This is a genomic window from Mesorhizobium sp. LNJC394B00 (assembly GCF_000502555.1).
Lineage (GTDB): Bacteria > Pseudomonadota > Alphaproteobacteria > Rhizobiales > Rhizobiaceae > Mesorhizobium.
Window position 1 is genome coordinate 977,880 of record NZ_AYWH01000002.1, and the last position, 20,186, is coordinate 998,065.

At 57.8% G+C, this 20,186-nt stretch carries 15 protein-coding genes and 1 pseudogene; 8 read left to right on the forward strand and 8 right to left on the reverse strand.

All coding sequences use genetic code 11. The annotated features are described in order from the left end of the window. Positions 1 to 26: 26 nt before the first annotated feature. From X751_RS01000000163655 to X751_RS154685, 3 genes are all read left to right on the forward strand, one after another. Positions 27 to 983, forward strand: coding sequence for an enoyl-CoA hydratase/isomerase family protein (locus X751_RS01000000163655; protein ID WP_023744391.1), 957 nt, complete (start codon positions 27 to 29; stop codon positions 981 to 983). Between the two features lie 66 nt (positions 984 to 1,049). Then, positions 1,050 to 2,447: a class II fumarate hydratase gene (gene fumC, locus X751_RS154690; protein ID WP_031199887.1), complete on the forward strand. Its 1,398-nt coding sequence runs from the start codon at positions 1,050 to 1,052 to the stop codon at positions 2,445 to 2,447. A 92-nt stretch (positions 2,448 to 2,539) separates the two neighbouring features. Then, positions 2,540 to 3,343, forward strand: coding sequence for an MIP/aquaporin family protein (locus tag X751_RS154685; RefSeq protein ID WP_023734871.1), 804 nt, complete (start codon positions 2,540 to 2,542; stop codon positions 3,341 to 3,343). Positions 3,344 to 3,428: 85 nt separating this feature from the next. Here the strand turns inward: X751_RS154685 and X751_RS154680 are convergent, their stop codons facing one another. The 4 genes from X751_RS154680 to X751_RS154665 all read right to left on the reverse strand — a co-directional run bounded on the left by X751_RS154680 (position 3,429) and on the right by X751_RS154665 (position 8,023). Next, positions 3,429 to 5,009 (reverse strand): MFS transporter, encoded by a 1,581-nt coding sequence (locus tag X751_RS154680; protein WP_023734870.1) that lies wholly within the window; start codon positions 5,007 to 5,009, stop codon positions 3,429 to 3,431. Next, positions 5,006 to 6,079 (reverse strand): HlyD family secretion protein, encoded by a 1,074-nt coding sequence (locus tag X751_RS154675; RefSeq protein ID WP_023734869.1) that lies wholly within the window; start codon positions 6,077 to 6,079, stop codon positions 5,006 to 5,008. Before X751_RS154675 ends, X751_RS154680 begins: the two co-directional genes overlap by 4 nt. Before the next feature lie 332 nt (positions 6,080 to 6,411). After that, positions 6,412 to 7,485, reverse strand: coding sequence for an MBL fold metallo-hydrolase (locus X751_RS154670; RefSeq protein ID WP_023734868.1), 1,074 nt, complete (start codon positions 7,483 to 7,485; stop codon positions 6,412 to 6,414). 238 nt (positions 7,486 to 7,723) lie between these two features. After that, positions 7,724 to 8,023: a hypothetical protein gene (locus X751_RS154665; RefSeq protein WP_023734867.1), complete on the reverse strand. Its 300-nt coding sequence runs from the start codon at positions 8,021 to 8,023 to the stop codon at positions 7,724 to 7,726. A 713-nt stretch (positions 8,024 to 8,736) separates the two neighbouring features. Here X751_RS154665 and X751_RS0133020 point away from each other — a divergent pair. The 3 genes from X751_RS0133020 (at position 8,737) to X751_RS154655 (ending at position 12,286) form a co-directional block, all read left to right on the forward strand. Beyond that, complete coding sequence (locus X751_RS0133020) at positions 8,737 to 9,393, forward strand: VOC family protein (RefSeq protein WP_050590574.1); 657 nt, start codon at positions 8,737 to 8,739, stop codon at positions 9,391 to 9,393. A 409-nt stretch (positions 9,394 to 9,802) separates the two neighbouring features. Beyond that, entirely contained in the window at positions 9,803 to 11,095 is a 1,293-nt protein-coding gene (locus X751_RS154660; protein ID WP_023734865.1) for an epoxide hydrolase, read from the forward strand. A gap of 129 nt (positions 11,096 to 11,224) precedes the next feature. Continuing rightward, complete coding sequence (locus X751_RS154655; protein ID WP_031199882.1) at positions 11,225 to 12,286, forward strand: alpha/beta hydrolase; 1,062 nt, start codon at positions 11,225 to 11,227, stop codon at positions 12,284 to 12,286. Between the two features lie 27 nt (positions 12,287 to 12,313). On the opposite strand, the gene X751_RS1000000165435 is transcribed toward X751_RS154655, so the two are convergent. Continuing rightward, entirely contained in the window at positions 12,314 to 14,077 is a 1,764-nt protein-coding gene (locus X751_RS1000000165435; RefSeq protein ID WP_023744394.1) for an MOSC and FAD-binding oxidoreductase domain-containing protein, read from the reverse strand. Positions 14,078 to 14,545: 468 nt separating this feature from the next. On the opposite strand from X751_RS1000000165435, the gene X751_RS154650 reads away from it, so the two are divergent. Together X751_RS154650 and X751_RS154645 are read left to right on the forward strand one after the other, a co-directional pair. Continuing rightward, a complete protein-coding gene (locus X751_RS154650) occupies positions 14,546 to 15,271 on the forward strand; it encodes an ATP-binding protein (protein WP_023734862.1) in 726 nt (241 codons plus the stop codon). A gap of 152 nt (positions 15,272 to 15,423) precedes the next feature. Beyond that, positions 15,424 to 16,446, forward strand: a complete 1,023-nt coding sequence (locus tag X751_RS154645) for a tellurite resistance protein TehA (RefSeq protein ID WP_023744395.1) — start codon at positions 15,424 to 15,426, stop codon at positions 16,444 to 16,446. A 1,101-nt stretch (positions 16,447 to 17,547) separates the two neighbouring features. On the opposite strand, the gene X751_RS154640 is transcribed toward X751_RS154645, so the two are convergent. The 3 genes and pseudogenes from X751_RS154640 to X751_RS1000000165440 form a co-directional block, all read right to left on the reverse strand. Next, on the reverse strand, positions 17,548 to 17,940 hold the full coding sequence (locus X751_RS154640) for a heme-binding protein (protein ID WP_023734859.1): 393 nt from the start codon (positions 17,938 to 17,940) through the stop codon (positions 17,548 to 17,550). Between the two features lie 47 nt (positions 17,941 to 17,987). Beyond that, complete coding sequence (locus X751_RS0133035; RefSeq protein WP_031199880.1) at positions 17,988 to 18,827, reverse strand: enoyl-CoA hydratase/isomerase family protein; 840 nt, start codon at positions 18,825 to 18,827, stop codon at positions 17,988 to 17,990. 298 nt (positions 18,828 to 19,125) lie between these two features. Further along, positions 19,126 to 20,184 (reverse strand): annotated as a pseudogene (locus X751_RS1000000165440) (ATP-binding cassette domain-containing protein); the annotation flags it as partial. Positions 20,185 to 20,186 lie beyond the last annotated feature (2 nt).

Below are 20,186 nucleotides of genomic sequence, written 5' to 3' on the forward strand. Positions count from 1 at the left end.
TTGACATTTAGCGAGGTAAATTGGCTATGATGTATTCCAAGGTCAAAAAGTCAGTATTGTTGGCCGTTGTCGCATTCCTGCAGGGGCCTCCGAACGTTTTCGGACAGGAAACAACGTTGCCCAGTGTTGCTAGCGCGCCGCTTGCAGCGACACTGAGCAAAACGACCGAAAAGATCCGCCTGACACGCAAGAGCGAGGCCTACTGGGAAGTCACTTTCAATAATCCTCCACTCAATATCATTGGCCCGTCCGAGGTCCGCGAGCTTGCAAAAATTGTTGGGCAGATCGAAGCTGATGGGAGGGTCAAGGTAGTAGTGTTTGACAGCGCGGTCCCTGGTTATTTCATCGCCCACTACGACCTGTTAGGTCCCCTCAAGGATTCCACAGGCATGGAGCCGGGGCCAACAGGTATGCATCCCGTGCCTGATGTCATGGTACGCATCAGTCGGCTGAAGGCTGCGACGATCGTTTCAATTCGTGGGCGGGCGAGTGGTATAGGCAGTGAGCTTGCGCTCGCCGCGGATATGCGGTTTGCCAGTCGAGAGAAAGCGGTTGTGTCGCAGTTTGAAGTTGGCGCCGGCTTCGTCCCTGGGGGCGGCCCTATGGCGCGGCTGCCTCGGCTGGTCGGCCGCGGCCGCGCTATCGAGATGTTGATCGGTGCCGAGGGCTTTGATGGCGAATTAGCCGAGCGCTACGGTTATGTGAATCGGGCGCTGCCCGATTCACAATTGGACAGTTTTATCGACGCCTTGGCGACGCGAATTGCGTCGTTCGACGGGCAGGCGATCGCTGACGCTAAGACCTTGATCAACCAAGCTAGCCTGCCACCGGACTCTGAGATGCAGCCGGGGTGGGATGCGTTCATCACTTCCGTACAACGGCCTGCGGCCCAGGCGCGTCTAAAGGTACTCGTCAACGAAGGACTACAGCGGCCCGGAAAGGTAGAGAGAAACCTAAACGAATATACAGCCAAGTATCGGTAGCGGTCTACGGAGACTCGAATCAACGAGCAATATCAAGGGTTGTGAAGAGGACGGACCGTGACTCGCATGCGCAAGGAGACCGACAGTCTGGGTGTGGTGAACGTCCCAGCCCGCAAGCTGTGGGGGGCTCAGACGCAGAGGTCTCTCGATCATTTTTCCATCGGGAGAGATTTGATTCCGCGGGAAATGATCACAGCTTATGCGGTGCTCAAGAAAGGCGCTGCCAACGCCAATCAGGCAGGCGGACGGCTCGATGCTCAAGTCCATCGACTGATTGTGCAGGCATGTGACGAGATATTGGCGGGGCAGCATCAGGACATGTTTCCGCTCCACGTGTGGATGACGGGCAGCGGTACTCAGTTCAACATGAACGTTAATGAGGTGATTTCCAACCGGTGCTGTCAGCTGACCGGGACCGTCCTTGGGAGTAAGACGCCAGTTCATCCAAACGACCATGTTAATATGGCGCAATCGTCAAACGATTCATTTCCTTCCGCGATGAACATCGCGACGTCAACCAACGCTAAACGGCGCCTGATTCCGGCGGTCAAGCAGCTCGAGGAAGCCATCCGGTCCAAGTCCGAGGAGTGGAACGACATCATCAAGATCGGCCGTACTCATATGCAGGATGCAACGCCGCTGACTTTGGGCCAGGAATGGTCTGGATATGCTGAAATGCTGACCGACAACCTTGATCGGCTCGAGAGTTCATTAGGCGGCGTCTATCGTCTCGCCCTCGGCGGGACGGCGGTTGGCACCGGGATCAATTCCGCACCAGGTTTCGCAGAAGCAGCCGCGGCCGAAATCGCGAGGCTGACCCAGCTCCCATTTGTAACCGCGCCCAACAAGTTTGCCGTCCAGGGCGCACACGACGCCTTGGTACAGTTTTCTGGCACGATGCGCACTCTGGCAACTTCACTTTACAAGATTGGCAACGACATTCGTCTCATGTCGTGCGGACCCCGAACAGGCTTCGCCGAACTGATAATACCGGAGAACGAGCCGGGTTCCTCCATTATGCCCGGCAAGGTGAATCCCACCCAGGCCGAAGCGCTAACCATGGCTGCCGTGCAAGTGATGGCCAATGATGTTGCAGTGGGGTTCGGCGGGGCCGGCGGATATCTTGAGATGAACGTCTACAAGCCCCTGATCATCCACAACATCACCCACTCGATCACGATCATCACCGACAGCTGCACGAACTTTCGTCGGTTCCTGATCGAGGGTACGAAGCCCAACACGAAGAAGATTGCCCGGGATGTCCGCGATTCGCTGATGCTCGTCACCGCACTCTCGCCTGTCGTTGGTTATGATAAAGCTTCGAAGATTGCGCACTATGCGATGGACAACGATCTCACGCTGAAAGCAGCTGCTCTGAAGCTGGGCCTCGTTTCCGAAGCAGTGTTCGACCGCGTGGTTAAACCAGAAAAGATGGTGAGACCGTACGTCGCAACATCCGCCTAGGTGAGCGTTAGCTCGTCCAAGCCGGCGGCCGCTGCTGCCGTCCTGGGCAAGGCGGTCATCACCTTCAACTAGCTATTCCCAGGAGGATATCCATGAGCACCCATCCTGTTGGCTTCGGCGAGGCCGCTCTCGCACTGCAGATCGGCGAGTCTCGTTTCAACGCAAACTGGAAAAGTCCCCGACATCGGTTCAGGCGCCTATTGTCAGAGTTTATCGGCACTGCAGGATTGACTTTCGTATTATCAGCCGGTGCAGCCATTCTGGTTTTGCACGGCGGGATAAAGGTTGAGCCCATCATCGCTGCGTTCATCCTGTCGGCGATTTCTGCATTGTGGCTGGTCGCGGCGATCTATTTTCTCGGCGACATTAGTTCGCACTTCAATCCTGCCATGACATTTGCGTTTGCCTTGCGCGGCGATATGGGTTGGCCGATGTGCATGGCCTACGTCATTGTGCAGTTGATTGCCGCGGCGGCGGGATCACTTCTTGCCCGTTCGTTCTTCGGTATCGAAGGCAATCTCGCGGCCACGATTCCGCAACCTGAGCAACTCATCCAAGCAGTGTTCTTCGAGGCCATCCTGACATTTGGCATGGTTTTGATGGTGATCTCGATGGCAAACGGCCCGAAGCTCAATGGCCAGTTTATCCCTATCGCCGTGGGTGCCTACGTGATGTCGCTGGGGACCCTGGGGGGCCCCTACGAAGGAGCAGCGATGAACCCTGCCCGTGCTTTCGGACCCGACCTGGCGCGAGGCGATCTGTCAACGTGGTGGGTCTACGTCGTGGGACCGGTCGTAGGCGCGATTATTGCCGCATTCGCTGCCAAGATTCTCCGAGGCCCAGCCAATGCTCAAGAGGCACAGGCGGCGATGGGAACGCCCCAGGACGAGTCCTGAGTTAGGTCGACTATGTTTCGTCATCTGTTGAGTACAGATGTTTCCCCGGCGTTTCCGACAATAGCAGCCTAGATCCTCGGTAAACTTATTCGCCCGAGGATCGACGGCCAAGAACCCTCTTGCAGACGACTAGGCAAGGCCCCGCGATCAAGAACAACAGCACAAGCGCGAAGAAGGCCTCATTGAAGGAAATGGCGATCGCCTGCCTGTCGACAGCCTGCCGCAGAAGCGATAGCGCGGCCCTACCAGAGACAACACTGTCGAGGCCCCTGCCCGCAAGTTGGCCTGCCACCGCTTTCAGACGCTCCTCGAGCGAGACATCGCCAACGGCCAAGTGGGACGCCAGGATGGTCCTGTTATAAGTAAGTTGTCGATCGAGATAAGTTTGCAGCAGAGAAGTACCGGTCAGACCACCAATCTGTTTACCAAGACCGAAAAGACCGATCCCGAATGGCAAGGCCTTGACGGGAAGCCGCATGAAGGCAGACAGCGTCAGGCTGATGAACAGGAGACCCAGCCCAAAGCCGCGCAGGAGCAGTGGAAACTCCAGATCCACAGTTCCGCTGTCGCTTGTCGAACCCGACAGGAACCACATTGACGAGGCGAAACACACGACACCGACAGGAGCCAAAGCAAGCGGATTTATTCTGCTTTTCTGTACCCCGACCCCCGCCAGCAGCAGGGTGCACCCCAAGATTACTCCACTCGGCAAAAGGAGTGTTCCAGCATCCGTAGCCGTGAAACTGAGAACGTTTAGGGCAAAGGCCGGGATGAGAAAGGCGCTGCCGGACAACGCGAATCCGGCTACCAGACTGACGACAAATGCGAAGCGAAAGTCGGGATCACCCAAAGGCGACGTGGGGAGGATCGAACGGTCCGATGCAAATCCAAGTTCCCACAGCGGCAGGAGGATGACCGCCAGCAAGCCGCTCAGGGCGAAAAGAGTGATGGGCCCGTCATCGAACCAATTGAACCTGCTGCCTTGCTGCGACACATACGTCAAAGATGCAGCGGCGATTCCAACCAGCACGACCTGGGGATAGGGGAGGCGGATCTTGTCGCGGAACGCTTGCCTCCGGTCCGCCGCCAGCATGACCAGGGCGACAATGCCCACCGGCACGTTGCTCAGGAATATCCAGTCCCATGACCGGTGGTCGACAAGCCAGCCTTGCAGGGCTGGCGTCACGGTCGTCGGGGCCATCACCGAGCCCAGGGCTAAAACAGCTTGCACTACCGGTTGCTGAGGGCTTGAGAAACGCAAGAACAGCAGCGTCTGGCCTGCCACGAGCACAGTCGCGCCGGCAAGACCCTGAACGATGCGGCAGAAGTCAATCCAGGCAATATCGGCGGAAGTGATCATTGCAGCAGACGCCAGGAGAAGCGCGACCGCGCCGGCGCGCAAACAGGGTGTAGGCTTCAGCGCTGCAACAAACAGCGGCGCGACCAAGAAGCCGGTCATTTTGGCCGCGAGAAATGCGATGTCTAAAGTCGCGAATTCGTCGCTCGTGGCATGTATGTCGCCCAGCATATCCAGGCGCCCGATAGAGAGCGCCGTGCTGGCGATCGAATCCATGACGGCGGTCAGTACAACTCCGATCAAGACCAACACGTCGCCCAGCGCTTCGGGCTTCGCCACTGAGTGTCGCGGTCCGATCTGACGGCTCATTTCGCCGCACCAGGCCGATTTCCGGCAAGCTCGCCAACCGGGTTCGAAGAGGTGGTTGCGGGATCGGTCTCTCGGCTCACCCGGACAGCAATGCGGGCTGAAAGTCCGGGAAGCAGCCGGCCTGGCAACGGATTGTGTGTAAGTCTTATCTTGACTGGAACGCGCTGAACGACGCGGATGAAGTTACCAGTCGCATTGTCCGGTGGCAGCACGCTGAAGGCAGCCCCGCTACCCGGGGCAAAGCTGTCAACGACACCATCAATCTGAACACCAGGGTACTCGTCAATCATCACCCGAACTGATTGCCCGATTTCCATTCGATTTAGCTGGGTTTCCTTGAAATTGGCCACGACCCACACATCTTGTACCGGAACGATGTCCATACCCGGGGTGCCGGGAGTGACGTACCGCCCGACGCGAACTTGCCGATTGCCTACGACACCGTCGATTGGCGACTGTATGAGGGTATTGGCAAGATCCATCCTGGCCAGGCTGACTGACGCTTTCGCCTGAGCCATCGCTGCTTGGGCGCCGGCGAGTTGGGCACTTAGCACGCCAAGCTTGAGCCTCTGCGCCAGAGTATTGGCCGCCGCGGCTTTATCCGCAGCCTCGGCTTTTGTGAACCCGGTCTGTGCATCCTGGAGTTTTTGTTCGCTGGCTGTTCCGCTCTTCTGGAGAGCGGTGTAGCGGTCAAGATTGGCTCTTGCAAACAGCAGATCCGCTGAGACCGACCGCTCCTGTGCCGCCGCTTGTTCTATCAAGGCATCTTGCAGATTCTGCGTTGCTCCAATGTTTGCGATATCGGCTTGTCGCGTGGACAGGGTGGCAATGGCTTGGTCGAGTTTCGCCCGGTAGTCACTATCGTCGATGCGAAACAGCAAACTCCCCTTGCGAACGTTGGCGTTGTCTCCAACCGGGACTTCCACCACATAGCCGGAGAGCTTGGGCGCGATGCTCGTTATATCGCCGCGCAGATAAGCGTTGTCCGTGGTCTCCTCGAAACGGCCGTGAAAATACCATTGCCAGGCCCAGGCTCCCGAGAGCGAAATCGTTACAGTCGCCACCACCACGATAGCTACCTTCCGAGCCTGACCTATTGGTGCTCGCGTTGATGCAGACGAAGCCACAGAACCGATTGCGGGAGATGCCGCTGGTTGCGATTGGTCATCACTCTCAAACGGCGGTTGCGCGGGTCCTTCAAAGCCTTCAGCTCGGAGCATTTCAACGATCCAATCTCCAACATGTGGCTAGTCAACTTGCGAGTTGGCTCGGTGTGGCCGGATCGCGGATCAGTCGCCGTATTGGCTGCTAGTCCGGCAAACCCATTGAACGCCCCCGCACCGCCCCTCGACGAGATCGCCCAGAGGGACAACCCAGTCTGAAACCCTCGGATTGTAGGCCTTCAATCGATACGAAGGCTCTGCTCCATCGCGTAGCACTGGTCCCAGATGAACACGTCATACCCGGCCAGTCGGGACTGCCACTTGGGCGTGACCGCATTGACGCATTGCACGACGACGCGGTCGATATAATTGTCATAGACAGCCCAGAGGTTGGCCGTGTCTTCTGCTTCCATTTCTTCGCCGGGCGGCGTTGACTTCAGCGCAGCAGCTGCGGCGGCCTTCAGGTCATTCATGAATTCGAGCTGAGTACGGACGTCGGAATGCGTGCCTACGCGATTGACATGACCCCCAACAAGCGTTTCGAACGGCAATGTATCGATATAGGCCACTTGGTCGAAGTAGCCGGGGATGTCCTTGGCAAGTGCGAAGCGACGCCAAGGCATCCAGCCAGGAAAGATCACGTCCACCACCATCAGGACCTTCTGTTCTGGAGCATAGATGAAGATGTTGCCCGGCTCATGTGGACTGCTGCCGGGATAGGTCAGTTCAAGAACCTGACTACCGACGTTCAAGGTGTAATGGTCCTTGAATGTGACGCTCGGTAGGGGGCGCCTGGGATCTTTGGCCCGATCGAGCAGCCTCAAGGTTTCTTCCTGGGCGATGATAATTGGACGGCCGCCGAGGTCGTTCGCGCCGCCAATATGATCCACGTGCGCATGGCTGTAGACGAGATATGTGATAGGCCGATCCGTCACCTCAGCGATTGCCTGGCGTATGTGAGCCGAGTACCCCGGAGGGGCGTCGATCACAACCACACCTTTTTCATACACCAGGAACATCGACTGGTACCCGTTGTCGGTGACCATGTAGAGGCCGCGACCCAGCTTTTGGCTCCGGTATCCCTTCTTCCAGTCGATGGCGGGGGTTACGTCCTCCTTGGGAATCGGAAGGTACTGATCGACGCGCGCGCCTATCGGCGCCAACGACGGCATACTCTGGTAAGGGGCACCAGCCTGTCCGGGCAACGTGTCCGCGCGGGCACCGCCGATTGGCGCCAAGCCGAAGCCAATAGTGAGAATAAGACAACCGGCGCTTGCTGCTGCCCTCGAGATAGCGAAGCGGTATAGAAGCATAACAATCTCCTATCATCGAATAGTATTTAACATTGACGGTTTGTCGATAAATCTGAACATCATTTGATGATCGTAGATAGCGCCAATAACCTGGCGTTAAAGTAACGCCCTGACTGCGATTCTTAGAATGCACACCTCATGACCCGGCAATCACCCGAACCGATAGCGATAGACCGAATCACCTGGCACCTCGAACAATACTGACGGATAGGTGATCCCCTGTTCGATCGGAACAGCTTCAATGCCCCTGGCCAAGAGCATTCAGATCAGCACAGAATTCTGCGTAAGGTTTGGTCATCCCCGCGTCCTGACATTCTCTTATCATCGCCTTGCGCTTGCCCATTGGGAGGGTTCCAAGGGCTGCCCTAAACCTGCTCCTCATAACCGGATCCGTATGGGTCTGCCTCTTAATGGAACTGGTATGGCTAAACGACAGCTGGTTGATCGGGTCGATGACATCAAGTGCGCCGGCAAACGCGCTTCCCCCGATTACTGAGAGTGCAAATGCGGTGACGAGACATTTAGCTCTAACGTCCATGACGTATTCCTTTTCCTCACTGAGCAACCGCCGAGCTGACAATCGCCACGATAAACTACCGATACTTCTCCCGACCACGCTATAACGGGACGAATTGAAGTGTACCTGTAGACCGTCGCGAATCTATTGTTCGATGGTATCGCCGATACTTTGGCATTGTTCGTCGAGAAATGCTGACCTGAAGTGCGTCTGTCGGACGCCAAGGAAGGAATTCGGTGCGATCGGGGCTTGTTGCTCAGCTCTCCGATGGCTTCCCGCCGTGTGCAGGTAGTCCTTGGCGCGATGCCAAATGCTCCACCTGATACCAAAGCGTCATGGATCCCATACTTTAAGCGGCCCACAATTTCGGTTTGCACGATAATTGCATTCAGTAGGTGGCGCACGTGTCCGGAGATAGGTCCTTGATTTTCCATCGGGAGCAAATGAGGCCGAAGCTTATGCCAAGGAGATCATTGTTGCCTGCAGAGCGCGAGTTCCTGGCGGCGTTGGCGACGGTGGGGATCGTCGGCGCCCCTCCCGGAACGCTGAAGGCGTGGATCCAAGACGATTCTCAGCGAGCGGGCGAGGGCCGTGGCGAGGTGGCTGCTCGATCCAGTCATTGTGTACAGTGGAACGCCAACCACCGATACCATCGGGTAATTGATGGGGTCGCGTTGCTCTGCTCTCGTGTTGGCACTGGGGGGAGTGTTGCCGCCGAACCGATGGAGCTTGATATGAGCGATGATGTAGAGCGCACCGATGCAGTCAAGAAGCGCCAGGAATTGCCGGCGGTCGATATGAAGCTTGAGGTCGTTGTCATTCCTGTTTCGGATGTCGACCGGGCTAAGCGGTTTTACGGCGACCTGGGTTGGAGGCTCGATGCCGACATTGCCGTCGGTGACGCATTTCGGGTTGTCCAGTTCACGCCTCCCGGCTCGCCAAGTTCGATCCACTTCGGTATCGGCCTCACGTCCGCCGTGCCCGGTTCCGTACAGGGGCTCTATCTCGTCGTCTCCGATATCGAAGCGGCGCACGCCGAACTCGCGGCTCGCGGGGTCGATGCGAGCGAAGTGTCATATCGTACAGGGCCTGGACAGCCGACGATCAAAGGGAGGGATCCTGAGCGGCGAACCTACAACTCCTTTACTTCGTTCAAGGATCCCGACGGCAATGGGTGGCTGTTACAGGAAATCACCACAAGACTCCCGGGACGCGTCGATGGCGACACGACGTTTGCCTCGCCAGCCAAGCTTGCAGCTGCGCTCCGACGCGCGGCAGAAGCCCATGGGGAGCATGAGAAGCGGAGGGGCGGACAGAGGGACGACAGCTGGCCCGATTGGTACGCCGAGTACATTGTAGCGGAGCAGACCGGCAAACCGCTGCCGGCCTGAGTGCTGCCATACTCGTACACGCCGGCGCAAGAAGGATAACGCCCACGGTGCATCGGACGAGTTTGTGTTGTGGGAATCGTCGAAGTTCGTGGGTATCAGGGTAGTAATTAGTGCGGTGCGCGGCGTTGTTCGAGCAGGTGAAGCACAACGCAAAATTCGTCGACAAGCACACCCAGCCCGAGGATTGTTCGACAACGGCTTGACGGCCATTGGAGGATTTCGGCCGATGTCCAGCAGGTGCGCTTTCTAACCACGCAGTACCTGACGATTCTGGATGACGTGACAGCGCGTATTTGGCGCTTGATCCAACCAGCGAAAGTATCGCCGATACCATCGTTCTATAGATTTTTGCACCTTGGATAAAGACCTTGTAATTATTGTGTGGATAGACGTGAACCAGGAGGATTTAATGTCAGCGACGTCGTTATCACCAACTCGTCGCGATGTCGTTGTTGCGGTCGCTGCGGTTGGAGCTGTCAATCTGGCGCCAAGAGTGTTGCGGGCAGCTGCTAGCGAAGAATCCATCCGTCCGTTCAATATCCACGTTCCGACATGGGCGCTTGCAGATCTTCGCAGGCGTATCAAAGCCGTAAGGTGGCCGGAACGGGAGACCGTCGATGATCGTTCGCAGGGCGTCCAACTGGCGAAGCTTCAGGCCCTCGTTGAGTATTGGGGCAGCCGTTATGACTGGCGCAGGGTGGAGGCAAAACTGAACAAGTTGCCGCAATTCATCACCAGCGTGGACGGAGTGGATATCCAATTTGCGCACATTCGCTCACAGCATGACGGGGCACTACCCCTGCTTATGACGCACGGCTGGCCTGGCTCGATTATAGAGCTCTTGAAGGTCATCGGTCCGCTGACTAATCCTACTGCGCACGGGGGGAGGATCGAAGATGCTTTTCACCTCGTTCTTCCAACCATGCCGGGGTACGGCTTCTCGGGTAAGCCAACTGCCACTGGTTGGGCTCCGGCGCGGACGGCTGCCGCGTTTCATGAGTTGATGCTCCGGCTGGAATACACCGAGTACGTGTCGCAGGGAGGCGATTGGGGTGCGATTGTCTCGCAGTTGTTGGCTGTTCAGGCTCCGAAAGGTCTTCTCGGCATTCACGTTAATATGCCAAGTACTGTACCGCCGGGCATTCTTCGGCATCTCCGCAATTTCGACCCGGCGCCGGCCGAATTATCGGATCGGGAGAAGAACGCCTACGATCGGCTGCTGCACTTCTATCGCGATGGCTTTGGCTACGCGGCGATAATGAATCAGAGCCCCCAAACCATCGGCTATGCCCTCTCCGATTCTCCCGTCGCAATGGCAGCTTACTTTTACGACAAGTTCTCTGAGTGGACGGATAGCGACGGAGAGCCAGAACGGATCTTCACCCACAACGAGATGCTGGATGCCATCTCTTTCTATTGGTTTACCAACTCGGGAGCTTCATCATCGCGAACGTATTGGGAAAGCTCGCAAGCAGGCGGTGGCCCGTTTGACGCGTTTGACATCCCAAAGGTCCCTGTGGCGGTCACCGTGTATCCGGCCGAGATCTACCGCGCACCACGGAGTTGGGGCGAGAGAAGCTTCCGCAACCTCATTTATTGGAATGAAGTGGACAGAGGGGGCCATTTCGCGGCGTGGGAGCAGCCTTACGTCTTCACTGCCGAGCTCAGAGAGGCGTTCAGATCGTTACGCCGATCAATCTGAGGCGAAAGAGGCGATCCTCCCCCCATCGCCTTCGCCCAGTAGCGCGGCCGGGTCGCCCCTCCACCCGGCCGCGCGTTTGAGTTGCAGGGGGCAAGAAGACACGGATCATTTCCCTGAAGGAGGCTAACAATGAATGACGTGCCCCAACAAATTGACCACAATCGCCGTCGCCTACTCGGGACGGCTGTTGCGGCTATGACTGCGTTAGAGCTCGGGACAGGTAGTCCCGCCGCGGCGAGATCCTCTGTCGATCACACAAGCAAGGGTCTCGCGACCAAAGCGACACAACAGTTGCTGGATTCTTTGAGGCAGATCGACGCCGGAATGCTTAACATGGGATACGCGGATATGGGATCGCGAACCGGCGCGCCGGTGGTCCTCCTCCATGGCTGGCCATACGACATCCAGACTTATGCCGGTGTGGCGCCTTTGTTGGCTGCCGAGGGGTATCGCGTGATCGTTCCGTATCTGCGCGGATACGGCACAACGCGGTTCCTTTCGGACAGTACGATGCGCAACGGTCAGCAGTCGGCAGTTGCCCTGGACGTCGTTGCACTGATGGATGCGCTCGGTATTGAACGGGCAACTATTGCCGGCTGTGACTGGGGCGCCCGAACGGCAAATATAATGGCAGCCCTATGGCCGGAACGGTGCAAGGCTATGGTCTCGGTGAGCGGCTATCTGATCGGCAGTCAACAGGCCGGGAGGCAGCCGTTGCCACCGAGCGCGGAATTGCAATGGTGGTATCAGTACTACTTTGCGACCGATCGCGGGCAGGCTGGCTATCGGAAATTTACCCGCGATTTCGCAAAGCTGATCTGGCGTCTCGCCTCGCCGCGATGGGATTTCGACGATGCGACTTTCGACCGTAGCGCGGTCGCCTTTGACAATCCCGATCATGTGGCGATTGTGATACATAATTACCGTTGGCGTCTAGGCCTCGCCGAGGGCGAACCTCAATATGATAACCTGGAGAAGCGGCTTGCGCAGGCGCCCGTCATCACCGTTCCTACAATCACGCTGGAGGGCGACGCTAATGGCGCGCCTCACCCTGAAGCCAGCGCCTACGCGAAGATGTTCTCAGGAAGGTACTCTCACCGCCTGATCACGGGCGGCGTAGGGCACAATTTACCGCAGGAAGCGCCGCGGGCTTTCGCCGATGCAGTAATCCAGGTCAGTGCGGGCACATGACGGTCCGACAAGTCCTGTCTGACTACCTTAGAGATCAAGGACGACGTCCCCAGTAGGCTGGGAACAGCAGATCAAGGTGGTGCTGCTTGTCGGCGGCTCAATTGGATCAGGCTGAAAAGCGACTGTTCCAGCCACGAGCCCGGTCTGACAAATGTGACAAACCCCCGTGCGGCACGACCATCGCGTGGGGACGTCGCACGCTTCAGCAAGTTCAAGCAGACTCTTGAATCCTGACCCCCAATGGACGCTCAAGCCACTGCGTGCGAACGAAACTAGAGGGCCCGTGCCGGCGGATTCCGCAGGTGGATGGGGCGGCCGCCCTGGGGATGTAGTAATACCTGGTGTACTCGAAGGACGCGGGCCGAACAGCTCCGTATGGATTGCATCTGCGGCGACACCCCAGTCTGCAAGCGCTGCGCCGAGGTCGCCCATAAACGCAGATGGCCCGCAGAGATAGAAGGTGCCATGGCGCGGAACATCGAGTTGTTGAAGCACCTCGATGTTCAAGTGTCCGGCGGAATCAAAATCCAAACCTTGCCTGTCCTCGCGATCAGGCGCGCTGTAGCTTACATGGCTGTGGCTGCGGGGCAGGTCTTTCAGCAAGTCTCGAACCTCTTGGGCAAAAGCATGTTCGTGGCCACATCGAGCTCCGTGGAGCCACCAGACTTCCCTTGTCGAACCCGTTGCCGCCAACGCATGGAGCATCGCAATCACGGGCGTCGAACCCACCCCGGCACTTAGAAGCACGATTGGACCGTTGCCTGGGCGTAGAGTGAAGCTGCCGCGTGGTGCGCTGATCTCCAGCACGTCTCCGACTTCAACCCGGTCATCAATGTAGGCACTCGCCACACCTTGTATTTCCCGCTTTACGCTTATTCGGTAGTAGGGCTCACCGGGTTCACCCGACAAAGAATAACTGCGCATAATGGCCGGGGCGTCGGGCGTCATTTGCAGGCGCAGTACGACAAACTGCCCAGGAAGCGCCGCTGCGAGGCGAGGTCCATCAACGGGCTCTAAGACCAGTGACATCACACTGATGCTCTCGCGGATCTTGTGCATCACGCGCAGCGGGCGAAATCCCGTCCACGCAGGAGGTGATTCCGACATGGGATCAAGCCCGGCATTGCGTCTCGTGGCATCACGGTCCTTGCTTTGTGCGAGCAATGCCCGGAAGGATCCCTGCCAGCCTTCGCTTAGCGCGGGGATGCGCAATGCTCGCTCGATTTGGCTGCGAGGGTGACTGGGCAAATATAGCAAGGCATTGACCTCCGACACGGTCATTTGCTCAGGGCCGCTCGCGACCTGGACGATCTCGTCTCCAGCCTCGACCTGGCCTTCTTCCAGGACGCGCAGATAGAAGCCGGGCCTGGCTCGCGCAACCAGCAGCGCAGCCATACGCGGCTCATTCATGCGAATACCGATCCGGTAGCAAGTGACGCGCGGTTGGGTCACTTCGAACAAGGCGCTCCCAATCCGGTAGCGATCGCCAATGCACACATCATGGTCCGGCAGGCCATCGACTGTGAAGTTCTCGCCAAACTGTCCGTAGGAAAAATTATTGCGGCCCAGCTCGCGTTGCCAATACTGATAGGATTCGGATTGGTAGACCAAAACGGCCCGCTGTTCGCCGCCGTGCCCCACCATGTCTCCCTGCTTGTCGCCATCGACGTTGAGCCGTCGTACCTGGCGTGGGCCCTGAACGGATGTTTTCCAGACTGCAGTATCAACTGTCCTTCCGCTCCAAGGAACGCCACGCGGCAAACCCACATTGACCGACAGCAAGCGAGCCATCCCTGCGTCCTTTCTGCCAGCCACCACCAGCCAGTTGCGCTCGGGTAAGCCCTGATCGGGGGATACTTAGCGTCAGCGCCCACCAATGGAAACTAGCACGTCGGGCCACCGAATCGATCGACACCAAAGTATCGGGAATACCATCGTTCAATATATCCGGACTTTGACCGCTGTCAGTAATCTATTAGTTGAACGCTTTTGATTGGCATATGTACAGGTATCGAGATCGGACGACGCAAGGGACTGTCATCTCGAGTTCTCAACCGGTTCCATCAATCCTCCACTGACGTAACGATGTCATCATCTGTCTGGCTGCTGGCGCGGGATTGTATGCGGGAGCTGTGTGAAACAAACGGCGAGGAGAGCGCTCCTGGGATTCAGTTGGTTTGTCCTCGATCACGATACGCAGTGATTATGCTTGGTTTCTGAACGTAAGCGAATGTTGAATCGAACAAGCGGAGAAGTCGGATGTCGAGCCTGCAAGTAGATAATAGTATATTTGAAGGGCATCGGAACATTCCGCAAGGGCGCCTGGCCCTGCAGATGTCCACCGCCGGCGTCGTCCATGACCTCGGTAATCTCATTCAAGTCGCGTCATCCGCGTTAAACCACCTGGGCAGAGACCCTAACATCGCAACGGCTCCAGGCGCAGGGATGGTGATTGCTGGCGCCAAGACCGCTCTCGAAAAGGCGGGTTGTCTCGTCAGGCAGACCATTAGGACAGCTAGAGAGATTGAAGAGGTAGTATCCCATGCGAATGTGGGCATCTGCTTGGCCGACGTCGAAGCTCTTGTACGTAGCGCGTGGGATGAAAACCTCCGTGTGGAGGTTTGCATCGACCCCGACCTTCCTTTGGTAAGGTGCGATCGAGCCGGGCTGCAAAATGCCGTCCTGAATCTTCTGCTCAATGCGCGCGATGCGATGCCCGACGGCGGCTTGATATCAGTTCACGCCATGGTGTCGGGAAATCCCAGGGAGGTGAATGTTCGGGTTGAAGACCGAGGAATTGGGATGACGAGCGAGACGATGGTGCGAGCATTTGATCTCTTCTTCACGACCAAAGGCGAGGGGTTGGGTGGAGTTGGATTGCCGATGGTCAAACGTTTCGTTGAAGATTCGGGTGGAAGCATCGATCTAGCAAGCATCCTCGGGTCAGGCACAGTCGTGACGCTGAAATTGCCGGCGATGCGTTAGCGACCTAAGGCGTAGGGTGTGCATTCAACTGCCCATGTCCTTTGATTGGATGGCTCTGCGATTTTGGGGCAGGCTCGTGAGGATGCAATATTAAAGAGTGGTTCGAATCGGAAGGCGTTGCGAAAGTGACTGGACCGCATTCCAAGGGAAAGGTGGCGCTAGAGCACCAGGCCTTGATTCATCTCCCGACGGAGCGATCTCCAATAGCTCGGTTTCCCGCCTCGCTTTTTTCTATCGGCCTCGGGACAAGTTCGTTCTCCATAATGTGGCAGGTCGCGCATCAACTGTGGGCGGTCCCCAAAGGAATTGCTGTGGCGTCCGTGGTATTGGCCATGTGCATATGGACAGCTCTTTTGACGCTTTACGCTTTGAAGTTGTGGTTGGCCCTATTGGCCGTACGAGCTGAGCTCGCGGATCCTGTTCAGAGTTGCTTCCCTGGTCTGGTGGGTGTCGGGATGATGCTAACTGCGGTAAGCGTGTTGCCGTTCGACGCGACGGTAGCCACCATTCTGATATGCATCGGTGGAGTGCTCGCGATTGGATTTGGGTTTTGGCACTCGCAAAAGATCTGGAAACACGCAATTGCTCTATCGGACGCGACACCCGCCTTATATCTGCCTGTAGCCGCAGCGTCGTTCGTCCTTAGCATTGGCCTGTCGGCATTTGGGCAATTTGAGTGGGCCCAACTGGCTTTAGGCGCTGGGCTCTTCTCGTGGCTTACAATCGATTCCGTCTTGTTCCGTCGTCTCTATTTTGGCGAACCGCTCGGACATCACATTAGGCCGACCCTTGGCGTACAGCTCGCCCCTCCAGCGGTTTGTTCGCTAGCTTATGTCAACTCGTCGGCTATATCCGGAGATGTCTTTGTTCACTGTCTCATCGGTTACGCAATCCTGCAGGCCATTCTTCTTGCCGGCTTGCTTCCACGGATCATGGACCGCTTTTCCGCCGGTCTATGGAGCGTCAGCTTCGGCGCCACGGCGTTGGCGACAACGATTGAAAAATTGGCCGTTCGTGGCGACGCTGGTTTGGCTGGCATTCTGGCTGTTCCCATTTTTACGGCCGCAAACCTGCTGATTATATGGCTGGTTGTTAGGACAATAATTTTAGCCATGACAGGCTCATTATTGCCGTCACTTCCGGACGGGCAAGTACAGCATCCTGCATCTCGCTGAAGGGAGGCTACTTCCAGCGAAAAGCAGTTCCAGCAGGATGTGCAGCCTTGATCGCCGTGATCTTCCGGGAGCCAAGGACCAGGGGCACCCGGCTGCCAACCTTCGCCGAGAGATGGTCGCGCTGCACGATCCGGTCGGCCGCCGCGAGGCGCGCAAGCGGGCGTCTGGTATGTTGCAACATGTACCAGACTTCCGACGCTGATCCCGCGTCGACAGCTATATGCACCAGATAGCAGGCGATATATGCGTCAGCGCGTTATGATACCCATTGCGCTTGTGAAGTGTCTTTGCTTGTCCCTGATGAGCGAGCCGTTATGCTCGACGCACGATCCAGGCGCAAATCCTCGATCTGCTGAGCTACCGGAGCGATGGCGAGATGCTCGAGCCTCTGCCGATGCTAGTTCATTGAAACGAGCGGCGTCAGCCTGACCTCTTGAACTGAGGACAGTCCGGCGTTGCCGCCGTCCGAGCTAATTCTCCGTAGAACTTCGAAGGCGACTTGGTGAACTCGGCAACGAAAATGCTTTTTGGTTGCAGCAGAATGCCTGCGCCGAGCAACAAGCTCAACAAAACCGCTATTTATCGCCGCAGCCTGAGCCAGCGTCGTGATTGCCTCGACTTATAGCAACTCGGTCTGCTAGCCACCCAACGGCGGAGCGGAAAAGGCGTCCGCAGCCCGCCTTGTTCTACGCCTTTGTAAGCTGGGCCGCGTCGTCGAAAACGCCATGTTCCCGGCAATCATCATATTCAAAAAGGCATATGTAGTGGACGGCCCGCCGGTCGATAACAATCGTGCCCCGGGGATGTTTCTCAAAGCAAGGTTCAGCAAATCTTCCGCAGCAGATCTGGCGAGCAACCCATGAACTCGCCGTCGTACGTGTCCGAGAGACGCTGTGTACCTCGGTCAAAGTGCATGGCCTGGTGCGCTTGTCGATCATGACGTTAGCCACAAGACCGCTCCGACCAATATTTTGTGACAGGACGCAGGACCGCTATGGAAATCTCGGCTACTGCTCTCCCCCCACACCGATGTTCGGTTGGGCTCCAAGGTGATCCCGTCGCCCCTAGCCGAGGGTTCTGGCGAATTTGGCCGAAGCGCAGTTAGCGGACACTAGCTTCCACAATCCAAACATCCTCTTCTGCAGTGCCGCCGCTAACGCCGACACCTGCATACACATTTCCATGCTCGTCGAGCAGCGGAACACCTCCACCCATAGGGCAAAAGCGCCCCCCGCCGACTGTGGGCAACGCGTATAGCGATTGGCCCGGCTGTACGAGCGGCAGGATGTCCGCCGTGCGAAGGCGTACCAGTGCCGAAGTATACGCCTTGCGCTCGGAAATCTCGAGCGCGAAGACAGGCGCGCCGTTCATCCGGTGTTGGAGAACCAGATTGCCGTGAACATCGATAATACATACGGCGACAGGGACGTTGACCTTTGTCGCTTCTGCCTCCACACGTTCGGCAACCGACTTCGCTTTCGTGAGCAGATCCATGGAATGATCCTTATCGTTGAGGGGACGCCGTCGCCATCGACTGCGGTCTATCGCTGAGGCAGCTCGCCCAGGTGAAAAGCCAGCCGATTCTCGACATCTCCCGGCGACTGGAAGCCCTTGGCGGTCAGCGACTTGATGCCTTCCTGAGCGGCGGGTCGGCTTAGCGAAGCTATGCAGGCTTCCCATCCTGCGCCCAGCTCTACATCCGACGGAAGACTGGTATTGACCAAACGCTTGGTTTGCCCGATGGCCCATTTGTCGAACCTCGAAATCCGAGTGGCGAGCGCATCAACGTACGCGTCGAGCTCTGCGTCCGGCAGGGCTTTGTTCACGTAGCCATACGCCTCAGCCTGTTCTCCACGGATGTCCTCGGAGGTCAACAGAACCTCCATGGCGCGATTGCGACCGATCAGGTGAGGCAGGCGAGCCATCGGTCCGCCGCCGGCGACCATACCCACGCCAACCTCCCACTGTGAAATGATGGCCTTTTCCTTACTGGCGAAAGCCATATCGCAGGAAAGGGTGATTTCGCTCCCGTTGCCCGTAGCGCGGCCCCGGATGAGGGCGATCGAGGCCACCGGCGCGCGCGTCAGCCGCACAAGAAAATCCGGCCAGGGCGGCAGGCCCGTCGGTCCCGGCGGCAGCGCGAGCATATCCTCGATCCGCGCCTTGAAGTCTGAATGGTTGAGGAAGTATCCCTCGACGCTACTGTCGAACACCACCACCCGAAGATCTTCGTCAGCCTCAATGGCGTCAATCAGATGGGTGAACTCTTTCACCATCTGTGGACCCATGACGTTGAGCGGGGCATTGTCGAATGTGACTCGCCAATAGGTGGGCGTCCGGCGTGTCAGGCGAATCTGCGGGGTGGTTGTCGTGGTGTCCACTGGAAGCTCCTTGGATGTTTACCTGCTCGGTGCCTCGAAGATGATGCATTGGGTGCTGGCCCGCGATTGGACGAACGTGTCGCCAAGACCATGGTGTCGGTCTGGCAGGGCGGGCCCATCGCTCGGTGATCAAACGGGCACGACCCTCAATCGCGCTGCGAACCTCTGATCTGCAGGTCCCCTGCAGGATAAGCGCTGCATCAAGTGAACTGCGTAGTCATCGCGCAAAATATGGACGTGAGGGACGCTGTCCAACCGGACAGGCGATGGTACCACCCGATGCGATCTGAATATCGATCTATTGCTCGCGGCGGACGGCAGCCGGCTCCGGATCAATGGCGCCGGCCCTGACACGAACAGGTTTCAGCGGCTTGGCACCGGTGTCGTTGACGATTGTCAGGCCACGCGGAAAGAACCGGTTGTGATGCTGGCCGCGCCCGATATTGATGATCGCGGCTCCCTTCAGATGCTTTTCCAGCATCGTCAGCACGCGCCTCAGCGAGGGTCCGTCGAACGCATCCATCGCTTCGTCGATGATCACCCACTTCGGCTGCCGCAACGCGAGCCTGGTCACGCCCAGCAGGCGCTGTTCGTCATCGGCCAACTCATGGTCCCAGCGTCCCACGCGGTCGAGTGACGATGACAGCCGTTCAAGACCAACCTCGGTCAGCACGGCCGAAATGTCGGCATCGCTGGCGGGCGCATGCCCATTCGCGTGATTGAGCACCTCTCGCAACGTGCCGGCCGGCAAATACGGAACACGCGGCACGAAGATGAGAGTTTCTCCAGCCGGCAGGCCGATTTTCCCGCTGCCCCAGGGCCAAAGGCCGGCAATGGCGCGGAAGAACAATGTCTTGCCGGCGCCTGGGTCGCCGGNCCCGCTGCCCCAGGGCCAAAGGCCGGCAATGGCGCGGAAGAACAATGTCTTGCCGGCGCCTGGGTCGCCGGTGATCATGACGCGCTCACCGGGATGGATCTCGACATGGCTGTCTGAAAGTTTGGTGCAGCCCTCCGGCGAGGCCACTTGGAGCTTCTCGAAGGTCAGGCTGCCATTGGCGTTATCGCCGAATTCGATGCGCTTTTCCTTGTCGTGCAACACATCGGTTTCATCGAGCGCAATGCGGAAGTCGGCAACGCGCATCAGCGTGGCGCGCCAGTCGGCGATGCCGCCGATATTGTTGATGAACCAGCGCAGCGACGAGTGCACCTGGTTGAAGGCGCCGACCGCCATCATCAACCCGCCAAAGCTGATGTCGCCTGAAAAATAGACCGGCGATGCAACCAGGATCGGCGCCACCACGGTGATCCAGCCATAGGTATCGGTCACCCAGGAAAGGTTGATCTGCGCTTTGTAGATGN

Bases quoted from the DNA above. Each gene is read 5' to 3' on its own strand.
- X751_RS01000000163655 (WP_023744391.1), top strand. From the start codon at position 27: ATGATGTATTCCAAGGTCAAAAAGTCAGTATTGTTGGCCGTTGTCGCA.
- fumC (WP_031199887.1), top strand. From the start codon at position 1,050: ATGCGCAAGGAGACCGACAGTCTGGGTGTGGTGAACGTCCCAGCCCGC.
- X751_RS154685 (WP_023734871.1), top strand. From the start codon at position 2,540: ATGAGCACCCATCCTGTTGGCTTCGGCGAGGCCGCTCTCGCACTGCAG.
- X751_RS154680 (WP_023734870.1), bottom strand. From the start codon at position 5,009: ATGAGCCGTCAGATCGGACCGCGACACTCAGTGGCGAAGCCCGAAGCG.
- X751_RS154670 (WP_023734868.1), bottom strand. From the start codon at position 7,485: ATGCTTCTATACCGCTTCGCTATCTCGAGGGCAGCAGCAAGCGCCGGT.
- X751_RS154665 (WP_023734867.1), bottom strand. From the start codon at position 8,023: ATGGACGTTAGAGCTAAATGTCTCGTCACCGCATTTGCACTCTCAGTA.
- X751_RS0133020 (WP_050590574.1), top strand. From the start codon at position 8,737: ATGAGCGATGATGTAGAGCGCACCGATGCAGTCAAGAAGCGCCAGGAA.
- X751_RS154660 (WP_023734865.1), top strand. From the start codon at position 9,803: ATGTCAGCGACGTCGTTATCACCAACTCGTCGCGATGTCGTTGTTGCG.
- X751_RS154655 (WP_031199882.1), top strand. From the start codon at position 11,225: ATGAATGACGTGCCCCAACAAATTGACCACAATCGCCGTCGCCTACTC.
- X751_RS1000000165435 (WP_023744394.1), bottom strand. From the start codon at position 14,077: ATGGCTCGCTTGCTGTCGGTCAATGTGGGTTTGCCGCGTGGCGTTCCT.
- X751_RS154650 (WP_023734862.1), top strand. From the start codon at position 14,546: ATGTCGAGCCTGCAAGTAGATAATAGTATATTTGAAGGGCATCGGAAC.
- X751_RS154640 (WP_023734859.1), bottom strand. From the start codon at position 17,940: ATGGATCTGCTCACGAAAGCGAAGTCGGTTGCCGAACGTGTGGAGGCA.